The following is a 22387-nucleotide window of genomic DNA, read 5'->3' on the forward strand; positions in this document are numbered from 1 at the left end:
CTCGGCGACTGCGGCGTCGAGGACCTCGGGGGCGTGTCGCCGGTGACACGGGACCACATCAATCCGGACTACGCGTGGCCGGCGCTCCGGGAACTGGAGGCCATCGCCGACCACGGCGGCGTCCCACTGCGCGAGCGCCTCCCGGTCTACGAGCGCTTCCTCCCCGACGAGGGGGCCGCGAGCAACGAGTGGGTGTCCGAGCGCATCGCGGACGCCGTCCGGGCCGACGACGACGCCGGCCGGCGGTTCCGCGCTGTATTGAGTGACTAGTCGAGCAGCGCGAGGACGAGCACGATGACGCCGAACGCCACCGTGACGCCGCCGAGCAGTTTCGTGAGCTGGACTTTCCACGCCGCCGGTTCGACGGTGCTGGCGTCTGTGGCGGAGCCGATGGCGTCGAGGCGCTCCTCGAACCGGGCGACGCCGTGGGCGTGCCGAAGGTCGAGGACGCCGACGGCAGCGATGGCGAGGCCGAGCGCGACGCCGGTTGGGGCGACCATGCGGTAAGTCTATTCGGCAGTCGACAAGTTCGTTGCGGTGAGTGCCGTACGCATCGCGGTTCGCCCCGAGGACGACGCCGGCCGGCGGTTCCGCGCGGTGCTGGACGGCGACCCGCGGGAGGCCTGACGCTGCTGGAAACCGGGGCCGTCAGGCCCCCAACGACTAACCCCGGCGGCGCCGTCGCTCTAGTTAGGTAGTTGATTTGAATGCCCGGGGACGTCACGCTTCCGCGGAAGCGGGTCACGGGGGACACCGTCGAGGAGCGACTCACGGCGAACGCCCGGGAGCGGATTCTCCCCGCGCGGTACCTGCTGCGCGACGAAGACGGCGGAATTCTGGAGACGCCCGCGGAGATGTTCGAGCGGGTGGCCGACGCGGTGGCGAGCGCGGAGGACGACCCGGAGACGTGGAGCGATCGGTTCTACGAGACGATGACCGGACTGGAGTTCCTACCGAACTCGCCGACGCTGATGAACGCGGGCGGACCCCTCGGTCAGCTGGCGGCGTGTTTCGTGCTGTCGCCCGACGACGACCTGGACGACATCTTCGACACGGTGCGGCAGGCCGCCCGCGTGTTCCAGTCAGGCGGCGGCGTCGGGTACTCCTTCTCGGACCTCCGGCCGCGCGGCGACGTCGTCGCGGAGACGGGCGGCGTCGCGTCGGGGCCGGTGTCGTTCATGCGCGTCTACGACCAGATGTGCGAGACGGTGAAGGCCGGCGGGAAGCGCCGCGGCGCACAGATGGGGGTGCTCCGGGTGGACCACCCGGACATCGGCCGCTTCTGCGTGGCGAAACGCGAGGAGGACTCCCTCGAGAACTTCAACGTCTCCGTGGCGGTGACCGAGGACTTCTGGGCGGCCCTCGAGGCCGACGACAGCTACGAAATCTACAACCCGCGCACGGGCGACGTGCACGAGGTATCCGAGGCGACGGCGGCGTTCTACAACGCCAGTCGCGCTGACGCCGACCCGCGGGCGGTCCCGGAGAACGTCTGGCGCGACTACGGCGACGACGTCGTCGGCGTCGACGAGTTCCGCGGCGACCTCGTCGAGGTCGGGGAGCCGATGTCGCTACCGGCGAGGTTCGTGTGGCGCCTGGTCGTGGACGGCGCGTGGCGGAACGGCGAACCCGGCGTGTTCGAGGTGGACCGCGCGAACCGCGAGCACGCCTTCGACGTCGACACCCACCCGGGCCACCGCATCGAGGCGACGAACCCCTGCGGCGAGCAACCCCTGGAGGACTTCGAGGCGTGCAACCTCGGGCACGTCAACCTCTCGCTGATGGCCGCCGAGGACGCGCCGCTGTGGAGCGACTTCGAGCACGGCGGCGACCTCGAGGCACGCGTCGAGGCGTTCCTCGCGGAGGCCCTCGACGTCGAACGCCTGGACCGAGTGACGCGGTGGGGGACGCGGTTCCTCGACGACGTCGTCACGGTCAGCGAGTACCCGCTGCCGGAGATACGGGAGACGGTCGCGGACCGCCGGAAGATCGGGCTGGGCGTGATGGGCTTCGCCGAGCTACTGGTCCAACTGGGGGTGCGGTACGGCAGCGACGCCAGCGTCGAGGTCGCCGACCAGGTGATGGCGCGCATCGACCACGTCGCCACGGCGACCAGCCGGGAGCTCGCAGCCGAGCGCGGCCGGTTCCCGCGCTGGGACGAGTCGAAGTACGCCCACCCCACCCGGTACGCCTCGTGGTTCCGCCGGCACACGGGGGAGGACCCCGAGGACTGGGCCGACGGCTTCCCGATTCGGAACCACGGCGTGACCAGCGTCGCGCCCACCGGCACCACGTCGATGATCGCGGACACCTCGGGGGGCTGTGAGCCCATCTACGAGGTCGTCTACTTCAAGAACGTCGGCCGGGACGTCCAGGGCGCCGAACCGCTCGTGGAGTTCGACGACTACTTCCTGCGCGTGCTGGCGGCCAACGACGTCGACGTCGACGCGGTCGAAGCCGAGGCCAAGCGCCTGCTCGGGGAGGGCGAGTTCGAGGGCGCGCACTCGCTGTCCGTCCCCGGGGAGATTCTGGACCTGTTCCCGACGGCCCGCGACCTGCCGATGGAGGCCCACGTGCGCGTGCAGGCGGCGTTCCAGGCGAACGTCGACGGCGCCGTGTCGAAGACCATCAACGTCGCCCACGACGCCACTCGCGACGATGTCGCGGACGCGTACCGCCTCGCCGTTGACCTCGGCTGCGTCGGCGTGACGGTCTACCGGGCCGGATCGCGGACGGCGCAGGTGCTGACCACGAAACCGGAGGAGACCGGGAGCGTGGACTGAGGCGCCGGACGGGGCGCAGCGAGTGTCTCAGTCGTCGGCGCTCGCGAGTTCGCGGGCGGCGTCGTCGCGTTCGGGGACCAGCGGCGTGCCGTCGGCTTTCGGGCCGAGTCGCGGGCCGAGAGTGTCCGCAGACGGGTCGAGAACGCGGCGTTCCGTGTAGTCCGTTGAGCGCTCGACCGGCGTGCGGCCGATGGCGGTGATCATGTCGGCGTAGTCGGCGACCGACCGGAACTCGCCGTGCTGGCCGCCCGCGCGCTTCGTGATCTCCTCGCTGAGGATGGTTCCCATGAAGTCGTCGGCGCCGCAGTGCAGGAGTTTCAGCCCCTTCGCGTTCCCGAACTTCACCCACGAGGACTGGATGTGGTCGACGTTGTCCAGGTACAGCCGGGAGACGGCGACCATGAGTTCGTCCTCGGCGTCGCTGGCGCCGCCGGTGACGACGCCGCGGTCGTACAGCGGCGTCTGCTGGTGGACAAAGGATAGGGGCACGAATTCGGTGATGTTGTCGGTGCGGTCCTGGAGGTCGCGGACGACGTCGAGGTGGTGGACGCGGTGGGCGGCGTTCTCGACGTGCCCGTACATGATGGTCGCGGTCATCGGGAGGCCGACGTCGGCGGCGGCCTCCATCGCGGTGACCCACTCGGCGGTGTCGATCTTCCCGGGGCAGATGACGTCGCGGACCTCGTCGACGAGGATTTCGGCGGCGGTGCCGGGGACGGTGTCCAGGCCGGCGTCGGCGAGTGCCGCGTAGACGTCGCGGTAACCCCAGTCGACGCCGCGCTGGGCGTGCTCGGCTTCCTCGGGCGTGATGGAGTGGACGTGCGCGCCGGCGTCGCTCATCGCGCGGATCTGGTCGACGTACGTGTGTGGGTCGGTCGTGTACCGCTCGGGTGGCTTGTAGTTGTGCTCGGGGTCGTCAGGGTCGAGCGTCTCGCGGTGCTCGTCGTTCAGGCCGAACGCGGGGTGGAGGCCCGAGACTGACGTGACCTCGTAGACGCCGCGATCGACGGCGTCCTCGACGACCGCCTTGGACTCCTCGGGCGTCTTCGTGAACCCGGCGTGGTCCTCGTGGTGGTCGGTCTCGAACTGGTGGGCGGTGTCCTTGAAGTTGCAGAACAGGCAGCCGGTGTTGCAGGCCGTGGTGACGTTGTTGTTGACGTTCGCGACGAACGTCACCTCGTCGCCGACGACGTCGGCGCGGCGGCGGTCCGCGGCCTCGAGGACGAGTTCCTTGCGCCGCTGGTCGATGCCGTCGACGTCGGTGCCCGTGGTGATGAGTTCGATGCCGTCCGCGACCGTGAGGCGGCGGCCGGCGCGGGCGTTCGCCAGCGCGTTCTCGAACGACTGGTCTGTCTCGGGGACCACGTCGAAGTCGACGTCGCTGGCGTCCGCAGTCATGGTCGCCCGGAGTACAGCCACGGGCAAAAAGCCTGCCACAGCGGCCAACCCGGCGCTGCGTTGCGCGAACGTGCACATCTCCACTCGAAACGGCGGGGTTGTGGGCACGGGAGTGAAAGATTCATGGTGGTCCCCGACGCCCGTACACGCATGAAGAGCGTCAAGGACCTCCGCGTCGAGGCGGGGCCGGAAGCGGACGCGCTGGGTCGCGGTGTCTTCGAGTTCAGCGACCGGTACTCCGTCTTCGACTGGGGGGAGATGCCCGACCTGATTCCCGGGAAGGGCGCCAGCCTCTGCACCATGGGCGCGTTCAACTTCGAACTCCTCGAGACCGAGGGCGTCCCGACGCACTACGAGGGAGTTCGCGACGGCGGAGCCGGAGACGGCGCTGACGCCGAGACCGTCCCGCTCGCGGACGCCGCCGAACCGCCGACCGAGATGGTCGTCGGCCTCACGCAAGTCCCCGACCTCCCCTTCGAGGGCGACGGCGGCGGCACGCACAACGGCTACGACTACGACGCCTATCACGCCGCCGCGGACGGCAACTACCTCGTCCCGCTGGAGGTCGTGTTCCGGAACAGCGTGCCGGTCGGCTCCAGCCTCCGGACGCGCCGGGACCCCCGCGAGTTCGACCTCGACTACGACGAGTGGCCCGACGAGCCGGTCGACCTCCCGGAGCCAGTCGTCGAGTTCTCCACGAAGTACGAGGAGCAAGACCGCTACCTGTCGCGGGCGGCCGCCGACGAGATCGCCGGCGAGGCAGCCATCGAGCGATTGGACGCCCTGGCACGGGAAGTGAACCGCGTCGTCACGGAGCGCGCCGAGCGTGCCGGTTTCACGCACGAGGACGGGAAGATCGAGTGCCTGTACGTGGACGGGGAGCTCCGCGTCGCCGACGTCGTGGGGACGTTCGACGAGAACCGCTTCGCGTACGACGGCCGCGAGGTCTCAAAGGAGGTCGTGCGCCAGTACTACAAGCGTACCGACCCCGGGTGGGTGGAGGCCGTCGGCGAGGCCAAGCAGGAGGCCGACGACCGCGGGGTCGCCGACTGGCGAGACCTCTGCGAGGAATCGCCCGACCCGCTCCCGGACGAACTCGTGCAGGCGACGGCGGACATGTACGCGGCGGGCGCGAACCGCTACACCGGCCACGAGTGGTTCGACGCCCCGCGGCTGGACGACGCCCTCGCCGTCTTCGAGGAGTGACGCCGCGCTCGCTGTCCCCCCGCACGCTGACGCCGCGGCAGTGGTGGACGGCTGCGGTGCTCGTGACTGTCACCGTCGTTGCGGCGTCGCTGGCGCCCGCGTCCACGGCCAGCGGTGTGACGTCCGGGGCTGACAAACTCATGCACGCCGCGGGGTACGGAGCGATTGCGTTCTTCGTCGCCGGCGCGCGCAACGCGCGAACCCTCCGACAACTGGCGGTCGTCGTGGTCGCTGTCACCCTCCTCGGTGCCGGCGTCGAAGTCGTCCAGCCGTTCGTCGGCCGGACCGCGAGCGTGCTGGACGCGTTCGCGAACTTCGTGGGTGCCTGGTCCGGCGCGCTCGCGTTCGAGTTCAGTCGAAGCCGCTGACGAGCGTGACGACCCACTGCGCGGGGTCGCGGCGCGCGCGGACCTCGACCCGCGTCACCCACTTCACCCACTGGAAGCCGCGCCGGCCGGGCGCGACGAGTCGGACCGGCGCGCCGTGGCCGTGCGTCAGGCGCTCGCCGCCGACCTGCGTCGCCAGCAGCGCGTCGCGGGCCTCCTCGACGGGGAGGCTCCAGCGGTAGCCCGTGACGGAGACGAACCGCACCCACGCGGCGCCGTCGGTGGCGCCGCCGGCGGATTCGAGCAGGTCGCCGACGCGGACGCCGCACCAGTCCTGTTCCGTGTACCAGCCGCTCGTGCAGTCCAGGAGCGCGCGCGTCTCGTCGCCAGCGTCGACGTCGTCGACGGCCACTTCGAGCGGCGTCTCGACGCGGCCCGCCACGGACAGCCGGTAGTCCGAGCGGTCGACGGGGGCTGGGTCGTCGGCCACCCACGAGGTCACGGGGAACGCGTCGTTACCGTCACCGTCTCGGGGCTGCGAGCCAGTCCACCGGCGGTCCGCGCCCGCCGTCTCGAGCGCGGCGTTGGCGGCTTCCTGCGCGCGGTACGCCACGGCGCCGGCTACGAACAGCCCGGTGTACCGGAGCGCGCTGCGTCGGCCCTCGACGTCGCGACGGCGGAGCGGTCGGAAGCGCGTCGCGGCGTGCACCGGAACGACCGCCAGCAACACCAGGCCGAACGCGACGTGCACGCTCAGCAGCGACCAGTAGGAGACGCGGACGTCCACGCCGAACACCCACGCGGCGCCGGTGGCGACCGCACCGACCGCTAGCAGTGCGGTAGCGACGGACAGCAGGGTGGTGGGTCGCCAGTTCCCGGGGTTCGCGAGGTTTCCGCGGACGCGAGCGAGTTTGAACGCCAGCAGCGCGAGGATAGGCACGCCGAGCACGCGGTGCAGCCAGAAGACCGGCCACCCGCTGGGCGTCCCGACCGTGAACGACACGAGGCCGGTGACCGTTTCCGCGGCGACGAGCGCGAACAGCGACCAGTCTACGAGACGCGGCCGGGGTTCGAGAGCGTCGACGGCGGCAGCGAGCGTGCCCCGGAGGCTCATAGTGGCGTGTTGGCACCGAGCGTTCAAGAACAGCAGGGAGAACAGACGAAGCGGCTTTACGGCAGCGACGGCTTCTGCGTACCAATGAGCGAGCCGAGCGCGGAGGTCTACGAGCAGGGGCGGGGGATGGACGCCCACAACAAGGTGATGCGGGAGTTGCGCGAGGAGAAGGGGTCGAAGGACTACGCGCCCGACGAGCCGACTCGCGTGTGGCTTGACGAGGACAACACGCCGGACGGCGTCTACCAGAGCCTCACCATCATCCTGAACACCGGTGGGTGCCGGTGGGCGCGCGCCGGCGGCTGTACGATGTGCGGCTACGTCGCCGAGTCCGTCGAGGGCGGAAGCGTCGCCCACGAGGACCTGCTGGCGCAGGTCGAGGCGTGTCTCGACCACGAACGCGAGGAGGCCGACCACGACAGCGGGCTCGTGAAGATCTACACGAGCGGGTCGTTCCTCGACGAGCGCGAGGTCCCGGCGGAAACGCGGCAGGCCATCGCCGAGACGTTCGCGGACCGCGAGCGCATCGTCGTCGAGAGCCTGCCGGACTTCGTGGACCGCGAGAAGATCGCGGACTTCACCGACGTCGGCCTGGAGACGGACGTCGCGGTCGGCCTGGAGACCGCGAACGACCGCGTGCGCCACGACTGCGTGAACAAGTACTTCGACTTCAGCGACTTCGAAGCGGCGTGCGCGGAGGCCCGGGCGGCCGACGCCGAGGCGACGTCCGCCGGCGCCGGCGTCAAAGCGTACCTCCTGATGAAGCCGCCGTTCCTCTCGGAGTCGGAGGCCATCGCGGACATGACCCGGTCCGTGCGCGACTGCGCGGCCGTCGACGGCTGCCACACGGTGTCGATGAACCCGACGAACGTCCAGCGGTACACGATGGTCGACCAGCTGCACTTCCGGGGCGGCTACCGGCCGCCGTGGCTCTGGAGCGTCGCCGACGTGCTGGAGTCGACCGCTGACGCCGACGTCATCGTGGTCTCGGACCCCGTCGGGCACGGCAGCGATCGGGGACCGCACAACTGCGGGGAGTGCGACGACCTCGTGCAGGAAGCCATCAAGGACTTCGACCTCCGGCAGGACCCCTCGGTGTTCTCGGAGGTGTCCTGCAAGTGCGAGGCGACTCACGAGGCCGTTGTGGAGCGCGAGACGAGTTACAATCTGCCGCTGGCGGAGTAAGTGTCAGCACAGTCGGGAAAACCACTAAGTCCTCAGGCCGAGAATTATTAAGCGTGGGGAAGACTGAAATTAAATCGGTGGCTTCTTCTATCAGTTCTCCATAGCTACTGCCGTCGCATCCAGACACCCACATCGACCGCTCGCGGCGGGCACCGTGCTCGTCGCCGTTCGCGTACTACCACCTGAACGCCCCCAGTCACAACGCCACCATGCCAGCAAACGCTCCAGCAGACAGCACCGCCGCGCCGACCATTCAGGTCCCCGCCGACGCCCCCGTCGACGACTCGCTCTCGCTCGCTGTCGCCGGCCTCGACCCCGGAGAGCGGGTCAGGGTCGAAGCTTCGTTCACGGACCTCGGGACGGAGTGGGCCAGCGAGGCGACGTTCGAGGCCGACGCCGACGGCCACGTCGACCTCACGGAGCACGCCCCCGTTGCCGGCGACTACGACGGCGTGCGCCCGATGGGACTGGTGCAGTTCGCCGAGTGTATAGGGGACGACCAAGTCGACACCCACGACGATCGTGAAGCCACGGACCTCCACCTCACCGCGACAGTCGACGGCGACGTCCTCGCGGAGGAGACCGTCTCACGGCGCGTCGCGCCGAACGTCGAGGCTTGCGACCTCGACCCCGAGACAGACGGCGTCGCCGGCACTCTCTACGTCTCCACCGAGAATGGCCCGCATCCCGGCGTGGTTGCGCTCCACGGGTCCGGCGGCGAAACGTACGGCCGGAAGGCCCGCGTGCTCGCCAGCCACGGGTTCGCGGTGCTGGCGCTCCGGTACTTCGGCGGCCCGAGTCCGGTCCCGGAGGATTTCGCGCAGGTCCCCGTCTCGTACGTCGGAGACGCTATCCAGCGTATCCGGGAGTTCGATGGTGTTACGGATGGCGACGTCGGCGTCGTAGGCGCGTCGCGCGGGAGCGAACTCGCGCTCCTCACCGCGAACCAGCGCGCCGACGTCGGGGTCGTCGTTGCCTACGCGCCGAGTGCGTACGCCTGGTTCGGGGCGTGCGACGAAGGAGGGTGCGGTCCGCCGCCGTGCGCCTGGACAGTCGACGGTGACCCCCTCCCGCTGCTCCCGCACCCAGGCCCGGAGGGGCGACCAGCGGAAACAGAGCGCGGCCTCCGCACGCGCCAGATGTACGAGGCCTTCGTCGCCGAGGCGCCGCAGGACGCCCTCGACGCGGCGAGGCTCCCCGTCGACGACGTGACCGCGGACGTCGTGCTCGTCTCGGGCCGCGACGATGGCGTCTGGCCGGCCAGCGAGATGAGCGAGACCCTCGCCGACGCGATGGCCGACGCGCCCGGCACGGTGAGCCACTACGCCTTCGAGGAGGCAGGCCACAGCATCTTCCTGCCGTACCACCCGACGACCGAGCGCAGTACCCGCGAGAAACAGGGCGAACCGAACTTCGTCCTCGGCGGCACCCCGTCTGGCGCAGCGACCGCCGACGAGGAGTCCTGGTGCATCACCATCGACGCGCTCGAAACGCTCCGAGAATAACCGTCAGGCGAACGCGGTCAGGACGCCCTGGCCGTCCGTCAGCCCGAGTTCGGGGAGCGTCGCGCGCTCTGGGTGGGGCATCAGGACGGCGACAGTGTCGCGCTCGCCGAGGATGCCGGCGACGTTGCCGCGGGAGCCGTTCGGGTTCGCGTCGTCGGTAACGTTGCCGTCCTCGTCGCAGTAGCGGAAGAGGATGCGGTCCTCGGCGACCAGGTCGTCGTAGCGGTCCTCGCCGATCTCGAAGCGTCCCTCGCCGTGCGCGATGGGGAGCGTGACGACGTCGCCCTCGTCGTAGGCTGCTGTCCAGGGGGTGTCCGCGCGCTCGACGCGCACCGTGACGTGCTCGCACTGGAAGCGCGCGCTGGCGTTCGTCGTGAACGCGCCCGGCGTCATGCTCGCCTCGCAGCCGATCTGTGCGCCGTTGCAGACGCCGAGCACGGGAACGCCGTTCTCTGCGAGGTCGCGGACTTCGTCCATGATTGGGGAGTGAGCGGCCATCGCGCCGGCGCGCAGATAGTCGCCGTAGGAGAACCCGCCCGGCAGCACGACGCCGTCGACGTCCGCGGGGAGGCCGTCCTCGTGCCAGACGATGTCGGCGTCCACGCCTATGTGTTCGAGCGCGCGGACGGCGTCCCGGTCGCAGTTCGACCCGCCGAAGCGGACGACGGCGACTGTCATTCCTGCTCGGTGACCGCCACGTCGTAGTCGTGGATGGTCGGGTTCGCGAGCAGTCGGTCGGCCATCTCGCCCGCGCGGTCGGCCGCGTCGTCGGCGTCGGCGGCCTCCACGTCGATCTCGAAGCGGTCCGCCGAGCGCAGGTCCTCGAGGTCGAATCCGAGGCGTTCGAGCGCCTGCTGCGTGGTCTCGGCTTCCGGGTCGAGGACCCCGTGCTTGAGTCGGACCGTCACCGTCGCGGTGTACGCAGTCATCGACTGAATGTGGGCGTCCGTGGTCAAAGACTCTTTTGGAAACGCACGAAGATACACGAACGTGAATAAGGATCGGGGCCGAACTGGCAGCGCTCGCGCGAACGCACCGACGTACCCCCGCTGACAGCCTGCCCGACGAGTGACTCGGTGACCGACCCAGCAACGCGACGGAGGCGCACCCCGGTCCGACGACGCTCTGTGTACTTCTGAGCCAGTAGCGCCGCTTCAGCCACGAACCGTGTTTCGGGGTACAGTCGCACCAGCAGCGTCCGCGTTATGGTGACACCAGCATTCCACGGGGAGGACGGACCACACTCCCGAACGGCGAGTGCCGTCCAGGGACTCGCGGCTGACCGCAGGAGAACGCACGCAGAAAACTACCGCGTCGTCGACAACCGATGGGGCAGCGCCGCCGAAAACTCGGCTGCCCGTTACTGGATTTCGCGGACCAGCTGCTGCACGTCGTACATGTCGAACCGACCGTCGCCGTTGAAGTCGAAGGCTTCGGTGTCCGGTCCGACGACGTTCCGCAGCGCGATCTGGTAGAGGAGTTCGACGTCCTCCATGTCGACGACCCCGTCACCGTTCACGTCCTCGTACAGGCCGTCGTTGTCGGGGTCCGTCGGGTAGTAGGTAGTGCCCTTGACCTGAATACCGCCCTCGAGCGCGTCCGGAACGCCCTTTTCGACGGCCTCTGTGACGTCGATGTGACCGTCACCGCGGTACCGCTGGGACGTGTACGGGTCCTCCAGTTCGAAGTCGTTGAAGATTGTTCCGTTCGTCGACTCGAAGTAGCCGAGTCCGATGCCGAAAATCCCGAAAATGTCGGGGTACTCCACGTCGAGTTCAGTCGCCGTGTTCTTCAACAGGTACCGAATCTGCTTGGGCGACGCGTCCGGGTTCTCGGCCGCAATGAGTGCCGCCGTGCCAGCGACGTTCGGTGCGGCCATGCTCGTCCCGTGGAGCGTCCCGTACTCGTCGTTGGGACCGATGCGAGTGAATCCGCCCGTCGCCTCGGGCGGCATCGTACTCAGGACGCCGTCGAAGTCCGTCCCGAGAACGTTCCCGCCCTCCGCACTGACGTCGATGGATTCCGGACCGTAATTTGTGTAGTACGCGGGGGCGTGTGTCGGCGCGATGGTGCCGAATTCGGGCAGAGAACCGGAATCTGAGACGGGACCCGTGGCGCTGACTTCCAGATAGCCCTCGACAGTCCCCTTCCCGGTGTTCGTCACTGTTTCCGGGACTGCGTCGATGTTCGCGTCGGCGTTCCCCGCAGACTCGACGAGCAGCGTCCCGTTCTCGACTGCGAGTTCACCGAGCTGGCGGTAGGCCTTCTCGCTGAGGTGGGAGTCGACGCTGGGGCCGTACGGACTGCCCGGGCCGAAGCTCATGTTCGCGACGTCCGCGTCCGCGTACAAGATCGCGTGCTCGACGGCACTGATGATACTTGCGCTGGACTTGAACGGGAAAATCTTCAGGTCGACGAGTTCGGCGTCCGGCGCGTTCCCGACGACGTACGGGCCGCCGGAGGACGCGTTATCACCGGAGGCAGCGACGATACCCGCGACGTGGGTCCCGTGGTATTCGCCACGGGCCCCGATGCCGTCGGCCGTCGAGAAGTTCGCGGACTTGTCCGTATTCACGTTCGCTTGGAGATCCGGGTGGTCGGCGTCGATGCCGCTGTCGATGATCGCGACCGTCGCGCCGTCACCGGTGATGCCTTCCTCGTGGAGGGCGCGGACGTTCTGTGCTTCTTTGTCCCACTGGAGGGGGTATGGAGCCGGCGTTCCGCTCCCCTTGTGGGCCTCCGGAGACGGCACGTCGGGTTCGGCGTCCTCGGTCAACGCGGGCGCGCCCTCCGGGACGTCGGGCGGCGAGATTTCGTACTCGATTTCGCGTGCGAAGTCCAGCCCGTATCCCTCGAGGTCGCTCTCCGCACCGCGAACCGACGCGAAGCCGGTCGCTTCGGCCTCGTCGATGATCTCCACGTCCTGTCGCCACGCGTCCGAGTCGCTGGACTCGGTGTCGACGAAGAACTGGTTTTCGAGAACGCCTTTCGCGACGACCGTTTGACTACCGAGTGCGATGCCGCCTGCCGCGGCGGCAGCCGTTTTCAGGAAGTTTCGGCGAGTTTGCCCCATGGGATTCAGTATATACTATCAGTATATATAATTACTCCTGTTTGGTCGAGAACAGCTTCTACTCGGCCCCCCAAACGGCGACGCTGCATGCGCTATTCGAGCCGTCGCTACCACGCATCGATAAAACCGCAGTAGCAGTTGATTACCCGCGTCGGAGCGCGAGTAACGCAGCCGCGAGAACCGCGACAATTGCTACCCCCGGACCGAAGCCGGGAATCGAACCACCTGATTCGTCGTCTCCGTCATCAGTGGTTTCCTCGGACGTTGCCGTCGTCTCTGGACCCCCCTGATCGTCAGTCGTCTGCTGCTCGGTGGTCGACTGTTCGGTCGTCTGCTGCTCGGTGGTCGACTGTTCGGTCGTCTGCTGCTCCGTCGTCTGCTGCTCCGTCGTCTGCTGCTCCGTCGTCTGCTGCTCGGTGGTCGTCGCACCGCCGCCACCGCCACCGCCGCCACCGCCGCCACCGCCGCCACCACCGCCACTCGTTGTGGTGGTCGTCGCGGCCGGCGTCGTGGTGGTCGTGGTGGTGTCATCGCTGCCGTCGCTCCCGTCGTCGGTGTCATCCGAGTCGCGGTCCACCGTGAGCGGGACTTCCGTCGACCCGCTGGACGTGAACTCGAAGGACCTGGAACTGTCGCCTGTCGTGACGGTTACCGTCTCGCCCTCTGCGACGTCCTCGCTCGAAACGCGGATGTCGAAGAAGCCGTCCTCGTCAGTCGTATCGGACGCGACCACGTCGCCGTCGTAGACGACGTCGACCGTCACGCCCTCGACTGCCTGTCCGTCGGCGTCCTCCACGGTTCCGAAGAACCGGTGGGGCGGCTGCGGCGGTTCCGCGACCGCGACGCCGGCGAACCCGGCAGTGACGAGGAGCACCACGGCTACGAGTGCAGCGGCGGGCATCCATCGCCTTCCGTCGTTGTGTTGTGTCATCGTGTTGTAGTTACCCCCAAAGATGTGGAAGGGACGGTGTTAGACCGCGACTGCCGCGGTGTTAGTCAGTACCGGGTCTTGGATGTACTGACCGTTCGCCTCGGTGTACACCTCGTCGTTCGTCACGAACACCCAGTACGCCTCGCTGCGTTCCATCGAGTCGAAGTCCCCTGCAGCGTAGGACTGGTACTCGAGGGACGCCGACGAGTCGGACTGCGCGTACACCTCGTAGACGCTGCTCATACCAACAGACGACAGTGCGGTCGGAACCGCCTGGTCGTACTCCTGGTAGTGCCCAATGAGGTTCCAGCCCTCAGTGAGCGTCTGCTGATTCGGAGCCGGAGCCGTCACGTCTGCACCGGCGTCCGCGCCAGCGATGTTGTAGACGTTCACGTCGAGCGTGGCGTCAGCGTCCATCGCGAAGATGTAGCCTTCGCCACCCTCCAGCGACGTGAAGTCGTTCGACGGCGCGTCCGGGTCGTAGGCGTCCCACGACTCGGACTCCGCGTCGTACGCGTAGATCGCGTCGACGGCGGACGTGTCGAGCTCGCTGAGCGACAGTTCGCCTGCCGCCGCGGGCACGGACACGAAGTTCTGGCCTTCGCTGAGCTGGAGCGTGTCGGTGTGGACCACCGTTTCGCCCTCACTCGCACCGCTGGTCCCAGCGAGGTCCGCGTAGCTGTCTCCAGCAATCGTCACGTCGGGCGAGGCCCCCGTCTGGACCTGGCCGTCGACGACGATTTCAATGCTGCCGAACAGACCGCCATCGCGCACTTCGACGATTTCGCCGTCGAAGTTCTCGATGGAGACATCACTCGGCAGGATTTCGCTCGCGTCGACCGGTTCGTTGAACAGCACGCGGATGTGCGTGGTGCCCCGCGTGTCGTCGAGTTGCGCTTCACTCGTGACGTCGAGGATGGCCGCGTCGGTCGGATGCGGCGCTTCCTCGTTCACGATGACCTGTTCCGTCGTGACTTCGCCGTCGACGAGTCCGGAGACGGTGTACGCGTCGTCACCGGGCACGTCGACCGACGTCTCGTAGACGCCGGGTTCGACTTCAGTGAAGTCCTCGGCGGAAACGTTCGCCGTGAAGCGGTCTTCGAGCGTGAAGCCTTCGAGCGACGCCAGCTCGAGGTTCGTCTCTTCGACCGTGAGACCGTCGCCGACCGCGGTCTCGATGTCGTTCAGCGTGGTGACCTGGAGCGTCACAGCGCCGTCCTCGGTGGACGTGCTGAGGCCGGGGTCCAGGTCGAACGGCGTGCTATCCGTCGGCATCACGTTGCCGGACGTGTCGAACACGGCGTCCTCGTTGACAGCGAGCCTGTCGTACGCGAGGTCGCCGTCGGTCAGCTCGGCGTCGAGCGTCACGACGACCGTCTGCGGCCCGGTCTGGGTGACGCTGTCGACCGCGCTGGCGTTCGCACTGTTGGTGTCGAGGTAGGTGAAGTTGGCAGCCGTGAGGTCGCCACCGTCACCTGCTTCGACCACTTCGTCGAACGTGACCGTCACGTTCTCGTCACCGGCGTCCGCCGAGATCTCACCGAAGCTCGGCGTGTGAGTCGGTGCGTACATACTGCCCGCGTCTTCGTCAGTGAGGTTCACGGCGTTCGTCACGCCGTGGCCGACCTCGTCAGTGATGCCGGGAGCTTCGACCTGCGCCACCGACCCGTCGTCGATGGCTGCGGTCGGGACTGACTGGTTCAGCAGCAGCCAGACCTCGTTGTCGTTCGTGAGCAGCCCACTGTTGAGAACGTCGTCAACAGAGTGCGCGTCACTCGTGACCGTGAACGCGTCCGTCGAGACGGAGTCGGCGTCGACCGCCTCGGAGAACGTCACGACCACGATCTGGGTCTTTCCGCCGGCGTCCAGACTGCCGCCGGGGTTCGCCGCGGCGACCTCGATGGTCGGCACGACGGTGTCTTTCTCGGTCGTCACCGAGGTGGACGCAGTGTTGTCGCCCGCGTCCGTCAGTTCGACGTCGACGTCGACCGGACCGTCCTCGAGCGTGCTCGCGTTGAAGGTGAGCGTCGCGTCACCCGTCGCAGCGGCGTCGCTCGCGGAGAGTTCGGTGCCGGACGGCCCGGTGAGCGTCACCGAGACGTCGGTCACTTCGCTCGTCGTACCGACCGTCACTGTGTAGCTCTCTTCGTTGTTCGCGTTGATCGGACCGGCGTCGACCAGTCCGACCGTCGGCTCGGTCGAGTCGGAGAGCGCGACCGCGTTCGAGTCGACCGGGCGCGGGTCGTGCTCGTCCATGTCTTCGAGTGCGCCGTCAGCGACGTTCACGAGGTCGCTACCGAGGTCGCTCGTGGTGACGTCGCTGTCGAGGTGCAGCACCACTTCGTCGCCCATGTCGTCCACGGACTCGATGTTGCTCGCACCAGCGCTGTTGACGTCCTGGTAGGCGAAGTCGGCACGCGTGATGCTGTCACCGTCGGTGGTGGTCACATCTTCGTTGAACTTCACCGTGATGGAGTCGTCGCCCGTGTTCGCCTCGACCGATTCGATGGTCGGTTTCTCGGCGTTCACGTCGACGGGCTGACCGGCGACTCGGAGGTCGCTCATCAGGCCGCTCACGTCGGTCGCACTCACGTAGACTGCGTACTCCTCGTTGTCCGGAAGATCTCCGGAGAGGTCGACGCTGACCTTCTTGTCGTCGACGATACCGTGGTCGACGGACACCTCGTGCACTTCGTAGGTGACGTTCTCGAGGTCACCAGTGAAGTTCCCGAGGTCGTCAGTGTCGACGACCCACACCATCACGCTCGTCGCGTTGGGTGCGGGTTCGTAGTCGTACGTGACGTTCAGCGTCGAATCGGGCGCGACGTCGTCGACGCTGCTCGTCACAGTCACGTCACTGACGTCGGGACCCTCGTCGTTGACGACGACGGCGTCTTCCATGGTGACGCTATCCATGTTGCCGTCGGCGTCGGTGACCTCGATGGTGAGGTTGTACGCGCCGTCAGTGAGGGCTCCGTTCGCACCGTCGTCGAGGTCGAGCGTGAGGCTCTTGCTCACGTTCGTGACGTAGGACGTGTCGTCCACCTGGTAGGTGTACGTGTCCGTGTCGCCCTCGAGCTTGACGACTGCGTTGTCGACGTTGTCCGGGACGTTGTCGACGTACTGGTAGGAGACGTCGAACAGGTCACCGGACTGCACGATCTGTTGGTCGGTCGGTTCGAGGATTTCGATGTTCGAGGGCGACGTCTCGTCGACGACCGTGACCGCGGGACTGGCCACGTTGCCGAAGCGGTCGGCGACGTCGTTCGCCACGATCATCTCGCTGCCGAGTTCGCCCTCGGCGACCTCGCTGTCGAGGTGCACCGTGGCGGTGTCGGACTCGGCCTGGTGGTCGACGCTTTCCACGGACGCGTCACCCGTGTAGGTGAAGTTGTCCGCGGTCAGCGCTTCACCGTCCTCGGCGACGACCTTCTGGTTGAACGTCACGTCGACCGTGGACGCGTCGTCACCGACGTCGACCGTCGAGGACGTGAATCCAGGTGCGTCCGACTCGTCGACCGTGCCGTTCATCGCCGGCGCGTTCGAACCGAAGCTGTTCGCGAGCGTGTTCGGCTGGATGCTCACGACGTCGCTGCCGACGTCCTCGGCGGTCACGTCCTCGTCGAGAACGATTGCGACGATGTCGTCGCCGGTGTTGGCGCCCTGGACCTCCGTGACGTAGTTCGCACCGTCACCGGAGACGTCCTCGTAGGCGAAGTCGTCAGCACTCACGGACCCGAAGCCGCCGTCAGGCTTCACCGGACGCGTGAATTCGATGACGAGGTGGTCGTTCGGCGTGTCCGCGCCGGCAACTTCGATGGACTCGATGTCCGGTTCAGCCGGCGATTCGGACGCGAACGTTTCGGTACCGTAATTGACGACGTCGGACTGCGTCTGGGAGTCCTCGGACGAATCCGTCAGTTCGACGGCGACTTCGTCGTAGGTCCCGTCAATATCGAGGTACCGCGTCGTGACGCGGTCGTCCTCCTCGAACGTGGGTTCGAGAGTGTCGAGGTCCAGCGTCGCGGTCTCCGTGATGTCGACGTTCTCAGTGGCGTTCTCGCCGGAGAACGTGACGTTCACGGGCGCGACGACGGTGTCGTAGCTGTCAGCGCTGGCGTCCCAGTACTGAACTGTGTACTGGCCGATGTTGTCCGCGGTGATGTCAACACTGTCGAGTGCGTCCTGCGTCTGGTCGATGTCACCGGCGTCGGTGACGCTCGGGACCGAGACGTTGTAGGAGACGTCGACAGTCACCTCTTTCGCGGACTTGTTCACGCTGACGCTCGCGTCGGGCCCGCTGTTGAACTGCGGGTCCGAGGCGGGCTTGTCGTCGTTGTTGATTGCGACCGGCGCGTTGTCGGTCGAATCAGTGAGTTCGTTGCCGGCGAGGTCGGTCACCGTCACGGAGACGTTGTACCGGCCGTCGGCGAGCGAACTCGTGTCGAATGACTCGAAGAGGTTCGCTTCGAAGCTCTTGATGACGCCGTCGTCGACGTACAGCGACTCGTCGACGGTCATGTTGGCCACGGCGCCGGACTCGTTCGTGAGCGAGACCGTCACCTCGTCGGTGTTGTCCTCCGTGTAGCCGTAGGCGATCTGGAGACCGTCACCGGTGACGTACTCGGTCGGCGTCGTCGGTTCGACCAGGCTGAAGTTCGCCGGGTCGGTGTCGTCCAGGAAGAGCGCGTCGCTCTTCGTCTCGGTCGTGGACTTGCCGGTGGTGTCGTTGACAGTCACCGACAGGTCGTAGACCGTCTGCGTGTCGAACGAGCCTTCCGTCGCGTTGAGGTCCGGGAGACGCGCACCGTTCGCGGACGCGTTCGCGGACGTGTTGAGACGGAGGTCGATACCGCTGTCGAGATCCGTCGTCGTCGCGTTGTACTCGATGTAGTTGTCTCCGCCTTCGAGTACGACCGTGGCATTCTCGTCGGGGTTCAGCTCGTCAATCGTCGTCTCGACGTAGAGCGTGCCGTCGGACTGCGAGGCCTGCGTCTCCGAAGGCACGTCAATGGTTACGTCCGGCGCAGTGTTGTCGACGTTGATGTCACCCGTGGTGGCCTGGTCCTCGTTCTCGACGTCGTCAGTGTCGACGGCACGAACCGTCAAGTAGGCCGTGTCGTCGATACTCTTCGTGTCGAAGGACGAGGGGTCGGAGACTTCCGTGTAGTCACTCCCACCGTTCGTGGTGTTGATGAGATAGGTAGTCGTGCCACCGTCGTCGTTCTGGATGTCGAAGAACGTCGTCAGGTCCAGTTCGTCACTGACGACCTCACCCACCGGTGCTTCGGTGCCGTTCACCGTCACGGACGGAACTTCGGTGTCGACGGTCAGGCGAGTCTCGTTGAACGTCTCGACGGAGTTTCCGGAGCCGTCGTTACCGCCCGAGATCTCGACGTTCGCCTCGACGTCTTCGGTGTTGTCCTGAATGGTAGCGACGACGGACAGTTCGTTGTCACCGTCGCCCGCCTGCGTTACTGTCGTGGGACTCTGCGAGAGTCCGAGAACCGAGACGTCGGGGTCGTCAGTATCGAGGCTCTCGCTGAACGTCGCGTTGATTTCGACGTCCACGGGCGCCTCAGACTTGTTGACGACCGTGTCGTTCAGCGTGACGTCCGTGACAATCGGGCTGGCACCGTCGTCGACGTTGATGCCAGTCGGTGCGTTCGGACCGGGATTACCTGCCGTGTCCTCGAGAACTTTCGAGAACAGCGTAATCTCGTCCGTCGCGGCCGTGTCGCCGACGCCACTGACCTCCAGGGAGACGGTGTCGTCGTCCGCGACGCCACCGTTGAGGCTCTCGATAGTCCCCTCCTTGATGGAGAAGTCGTTATCGTCGATTGCCGACTGGACAGTGGAGTCGTCGACGTCGTCGCTGAACGTGGCGTTGATGGTGTCGACCATCCCGTCGTCCTCGAGGTCAGCCGTCTCGGCGCTCACGAGGCTGAGTGACTCGTCGGTGTCGACGGTCAGCTTCTCCTGGTCGTAGGCGACCAGGCTGTTGCCGTTCTCCCCGGTGAGCCCGGAGACAGTCAGGTTCGCAACGACGTCGTCGTCGTTGTCGGTAATCGTGACCGTCCCGGAGAACGTGTCGTTGTCGTCCGTTCCGGTGACGTTCAGCGGCGAGTTCGTCAGCGAGCCGTCCTGTAGCTGGACGGTGTCACTCGCCCACCCCGTGACGTTCTCGCTGAACGTGAGGTTGACTTCGACGTCCGCGGGCGCGTCCGCGTTGTTGACGACCGTCTGGTTCAGTGTCACGTCAGTCACGACCGGCTGAGCGTTGTCGGTCGCGGTGACCTGCTGTTCGGACGTGGGACCCGCGTTACCGGCGGTGTCCTCGACCGAGTTAGCAGACACGTTGACGTCCGGACTCGCGGCCGTGTCGCCCACGCCGCTGACCGTGAGGTCGAGGGTCGTGTCGTTGGCGGTCGACCCCGTGTCGACGCCGTCGACGCTCCCCGAACTCAGCGAGAAGTCGCCGGCTTCGACGGTGTTGTCGTTGACGTTCTCGGAGAAGGTGACGGAGATGGTGTCGACCGTCCCGTCGTTGTCCGAGTCAGCCGTCGACGCGCTGGACAGGTCGGGCGCGACCGTGTCGAGGGTCTCGGTCGCACCGTCGGCAACGGCCGACGTGGTGTCCGAGCTACCGCCCTCGGTCCAGTCAGCCGCTGTCTGGAGTGCGAGCGTCTCGCCGTCGTCGCTGGCGTCGGACGCGATCGTCACCTGCACCTGAATCTCGGTGCTCCCGTTGTCGGGAATGGTGACGTCCGTGATGTCGAAGTCCTGCCCACCGCTGAAGACGGCGGACGGCGACGAGGACGAATTGAGCACTGTCCCGTCGCTACTGAGAATGGCGACCTCAGAGACGTTCGACGCGGAGACGGTGTTGGACGCCGTACTATTGACGTTGACGGAGGTCAACGTGGTTGCGTTCGTGTCGTCACCACCGTCTGTATCATTCACTTCGATTGTCTGTACGACTGCAGTTTCGCCAGCCGCGAGGACCCCCGCATCTGTTCCCAGATCGGAGAACTCCTCGGGTCCAGCATTTTCAGCAGCGACGGCACTCCCTGTGAGCGAGATGCCGGCTCCGAATACGGAACCGATCATCAGCGCCGTCAGGAACACCGCGCGTATTTTTTCTCTTCTGTCTGTCATTTCGTATCTGTGGAGTTGAAATTAATAATTACTCAGAACCCGGTACTCCTGCTCCGTCGGTGCGTTCTCCGCCGGTAGGCCGGTGTACCGTGCGTCAGTCGAGGTCGTAGTAATCCTCGAGCACCTCCTCTAGCTTCGATGAGACGTTTTGTCCCTCGGCAACGGCGTCACTACGCACTTGTCGCCACACCTCGCGACGGACCTCGATGGTCGTGCGCGTGGTGTCGCGCGTGTCGCCGCCGTCGCCGTCATCCGAGACTGTCATCCTTGCTTCCATTCTCTTCGAGTGCGTTCCATTCCAGTTGGGTGAAGTCTGGACGGTTGGCGACCAGACAGTCATGTCTTTCAACCAATACCACTTATAGATACTGTTGGTATATGGAGACAGTACTAACCGACGGTTTATGGAGTTACAGAGCTTCTACCCGGCTATTCCGGGCCCTGGGTTAGCCGGCGCGGAGGGTGTCGACGTTTGGGGCCACCGGTCGTGGCGGTCCAGCTCGGAATTTCAGCCTACTACCGGACCAGAATCAATCACCGCACAGCCGCCACGGCAGGACAAACACCGAATCGAAGAACACAGCGAACGAGCGGCCCCGCCCCCACGGAGAGCGAGCGCGCCGTTCAGGTCACTCCAGAGCCGCTTCGACGCGCGCCTCGAAGTCCTCGTCGTCGCTCTCGTAGGCCTCGCGGTTCTCGACGGCGGCCTTGCCCTTCTCAGTGATCTCGTACAGGCGCTGTTGGGCGCGGGGCCGACGCGCTCGACGAGGGCGTAGTCCGCGAGCACGGGAAGCCGTGTGTTGATGTAGGCGCGGTTCTTGTCGAGAATATACGATAAATTGACGGCGTTGTTTCGTTTTCCGTCTGCGAGCGCGTCGAGAATTTCGAAATCCGTGGGGACTGCGAGTTTCATGAGTCGATAGTAGAAGCCAGGGGTCAAATAGACTAGGGCTCGCTTATAAAGTACTGACAGTATATACTAGAAATTGACGCCGGATTGTCCAGTTTGCCAACCCAAATTCAGAGCACTCCACAGGTCGTCGAACGGACGGCGGCAGGGGGCAGTGCCGTCCGAATAGGCGGTGGCACTCGCGGGGGATGCGAGTTCGAACACCGTGGTCCCCGGGCAAGTCACCCGAGATCGCAGGGGCGAGCGTATACCGTTAGTATACACCCACTTGAAGTGTATTCCGGGCGGCAATAAAGGTTTTTGGGACCGGAACGGACCAGCAGCTCGCGGCTATTCACGGTCGAACGAGCCCGCCGGCGTCCCACCAGAGAGCGCAAGAAACGCTCGGCCGGTCCGGGAGACGGCCGCTACGAGTCTAGCTCCTGCAACGCGTCCCGCGCCAGTTCGAGTTCCGCGATGGTCCGTCGCTGTTTCTCGATGAGTTCGTCCAGTTGCAGTTCGAGTTCGTCCGTCGGCAGTTCGTCGAGGCGGCCCGTGGTGGAGTACAGCATCACCGATTCCAGCGCGCGCGAGCACGCGTCGTTCACCTCTAGGAGTGACTTCGCGACCACCCACTCCGGCGCCTCCACGCCTCCGGACGGGTCCGAACGAGTCCCTAACCCCTCACTAAGATACTCCCCATCTGTCATCATGTGACGATTTTACTGTTAGTAGATTCTTAACTTGAAAGTATCGGTACCCAACACATTCAGATTCCTCGACAGCACCTTGGCAGAGTCGGTCGGGTGCAGTCGGCGA

15 protein-coding genes and 2 pseudogenes are annotated in these 22387 nt (G+C 66.4%); 6 read left to right on the plus strand and 11 right to left on the minus strand.

Annotation, left to right across the window (positions count from 1 at the left end; all coding sequences use genetic code 11):
- Positions 1-270: pseudogene (locus GRX66_RS04870) on the plus strand (7,8-didemethyl-8-hydroxy-5-deazariboflavin synthase subunit CofG); the annotation flags it as partial.
- Here GRX66_RS04870 and GRX66_RS04875 read toward each other — a convergent pair.
- Positions 267-500, minus strand: a complete 234-nt coding sequence (locus GRX66_RS04875) for a hypothetical protein (protein WP_159525527.1) — start codon at positions 498-500, stop codon at positions 267-269. The pseudogene GRX66_RS04870 and the gene GRX66_RS04875 sit on opposite strands and share 4 nt — an antisense overlap.
- Positions 501-707: 207 nt before the next feature.
- On the opposite strand from GRX66_RS04875, the gene GRX66_RS04880 reads away from it, so the two are divergent.
- Complete coding sequence (locus tag GRX66_RS04880; protein WP_159525528.1) at positions 708-2783, plus strand: adenosylcobalamin-dependent ribonucleoside-diphosphate reductase; 2076 nt, start codon at positions 708-710, stop codon at positions 2781-2783.
- 27 nt (positions 2784-2810) lie between these two features.
- Here GRX66_RS04880 and cofH read toward each other — a convergent pair whose 3' ends face one another.
- Positions 2811-4181, minus strand: coding sequence for a 7,8-didemethyl-8-hydroxy-5-deazariboflavin synthase subunit CofH (gene cofH / locus GRX66_RS04885; RefSeq protein ID WP_159525529.1), 1371 nt, complete (start codon positions 4179-4181; stop codon positions 2811-2813).
- A 150-nt stretch (positions 4182-4331) separates the two neighbouring features.
- Between cofH and GRX66_RS04890 the strand changes: the two genes are divergently transcribed.
- Both GRX66_RS04890 and GRX66_RS19835 read left to right on the plus strand, forming a co-directional pair.
- Complete coding sequence (locus tag GRX66_RS04890; RefSeq protein WP_159525530.1) at positions 4332-5387, plus strand: phosphoribosylaminoimidazolesuccinocarboxamide synthase; 1056 nt, start codon at positions 4332-4334, stop codon at positions 5385-5387.
- On the plus strand, positions 5384-5755 hold the full coding sequence (locus GRX66_RS19835; protein ID WP_159525531.1) for a VanZ family protein: 372 nt from the start codon (positions 5384-5386) through the stop codon (positions 5753-5755). The genes GRX66_RS04890 and GRX66_RS19835 overlap by 4 nt, the downstream gene beginning before the upstream one ends.
- On the opposite strand, the gene GRX66_RS04900 is transcribed toward GRX66_RS19835, so the two are convergent.
- Positions 5739-6827 (minus strand): molybdopterin-dependent oxidoreductase, encoded by a 1089-nt coding sequence (locus GRX66_RS04900; RefSeq protein WP_159525532.1) that lies wholly within the window; start codon positions 6825-6827, stop codon positions 5739-5741. The genes GRX66_RS19835 and GRX66_RS04900 overlap by 17 nt on opposite strands.
- An 84-nt stretch (positions 6828-6911) precedes the next feature.
- Here GRX66_RS04900 and GRX66_RS04905 point away from each other — a divergent pair, with 84 nt between their 5' ends.
- Together GRX66_RS04905 and GRX66_RS04910 are read left to right on the plus strand one after the other, a co-directional pair.
- Positions 6912-8012 carry an archaeosine biosynthesis radical SAM protein RaSEA gene (locus GRX66_RS04905; RefSeq protein ID WP_159525533.1) on the plus strand — a complete coding sequence of 367 codons (1101 nt, stop codon included), beginning with the start codon at positions 6912-6914 and terminating at the stop codon, positions 8010-8012.
- A 209-nt stretch (positions 8013-8221) separates the two neighbouring features.
- Positions 8222-9517, plus strand: coding sequence for an acyl-CoA thioesterase/bile acid-CoA:amino acid N-acyltransferase family protein (locus tag GRX66_RS04910; protein ID WP_159525534.1), 1296 nt, complete (start codon positions 8222-8224; stop codon positions 9515-9517).
- 3 nt (positions 9518-9520) lie between these two features.
- On the opposite strand, the gene purQ is transcribed toward GRX66_RS04910, so the two are convergent.
- From purQ to GRX66_RS04950, 8 genes and pseudogenes are all read right to left on the minus strand, one after another.
- The gene (purQ, locus tag GRX66_RS04915) at positions 9521-10195 is read right to left on the minus strand and encodes a phosphoribosylformylglycinamidine synthase I (RefSeq protein ID WP_159525535.1); all 675 of its coding nucleotides are present in this window, start codon (positions 10193-10195) and stop codon (positions 9521-9523) included.
- Entirely contained in the window at positions 10192-10446 is a 255-nt protein-coding gene (gene purS / locus GRX66_RS04920) for a phosphoribosylformylglycinamidine synthase subunit PurS (protein ID WP_159525536.1), read from the minus strand. Before purS ends, purQ begins: the two co-directional genes overlap by 4 nt.
- Before the next feature lie 431 nt (positions 10447-10877).
- On the minus strand, positions 10878-12590 hold the full coding sequence (locus GRX66_RS04925) for a S8 family serine peptidase (protein WP_159525537.1): 1713 nt from the start codon (positions 12588-12590) through the stop codon (positions 10878-10880).
- A 142-nt stretch (positions 12591-12732) separates the two neighbouring features.
- Positions 12733-13521 carry a PGF-CTERM sorting domain-containing protein gene (locus tag GRX66_RS04930; protein WP_159525538.1) on the minus strand — a complete coding sequence of 263 codons (789 nt, stop codon included), beginning with the start codon at positions 13519-13521 and terminating at the stop codon, positions 12733-12735.
- Positions 13522-13560: 39 nt separating this feature from the next.
- Positions 13561-20679 carry a surface glycoprotein gene (locus GRX66_RS04935; RefSeq protein ID WP_159525539.1) on the minus strand — a complete coding sequence of 2373 codons (7119 nt, stop codon included), beginning with the start codon at positions 20677-20679 and terminating at the stop codon, positions 13561-13563.
- 94 nt (positions 20680-20773) lie between these two features.
- Positions 20774-20944, minus strand: coding sequence for a hypothetical protein (locus tag GRX66_RS04940; protein ID WP_201292925.1), 171 nt, complete (start codon positions 20942-20944; stop codon positions 20774-20776).
- A 364-nt stretch (positions 20945-21308) separates the two neighbouring features.
- Positions 21309-21592 (minus strand): annotated as a pseudogene (locus GRX66_RS04945) (ArsR family transcriptional regulator).
- A gap of 404 nt (positions 21593-21996) precedes the next feature.
- Positions 21997-22218, minus strand: a complete 222-nt coding sequence (locus tag GRX66_RS04950) for a hypothetical protein (protein ID WP_159525541.1) — start codon at positions 22216-22218, stop codon at positions 21997-21999.
- Positions 22219-22387 lie beyond the last annotated feature (169 nt).

The organism is Halobacterium bonnevillei (assembly GCF_009831555.1).
Taxonomy (GTDB): domain Archaea; phylum Halobacteriota; class Halobacteria; order Halobacteriales; family Halobacteriaceae; genus Halobacterium; species Halobacterium bonnevillei.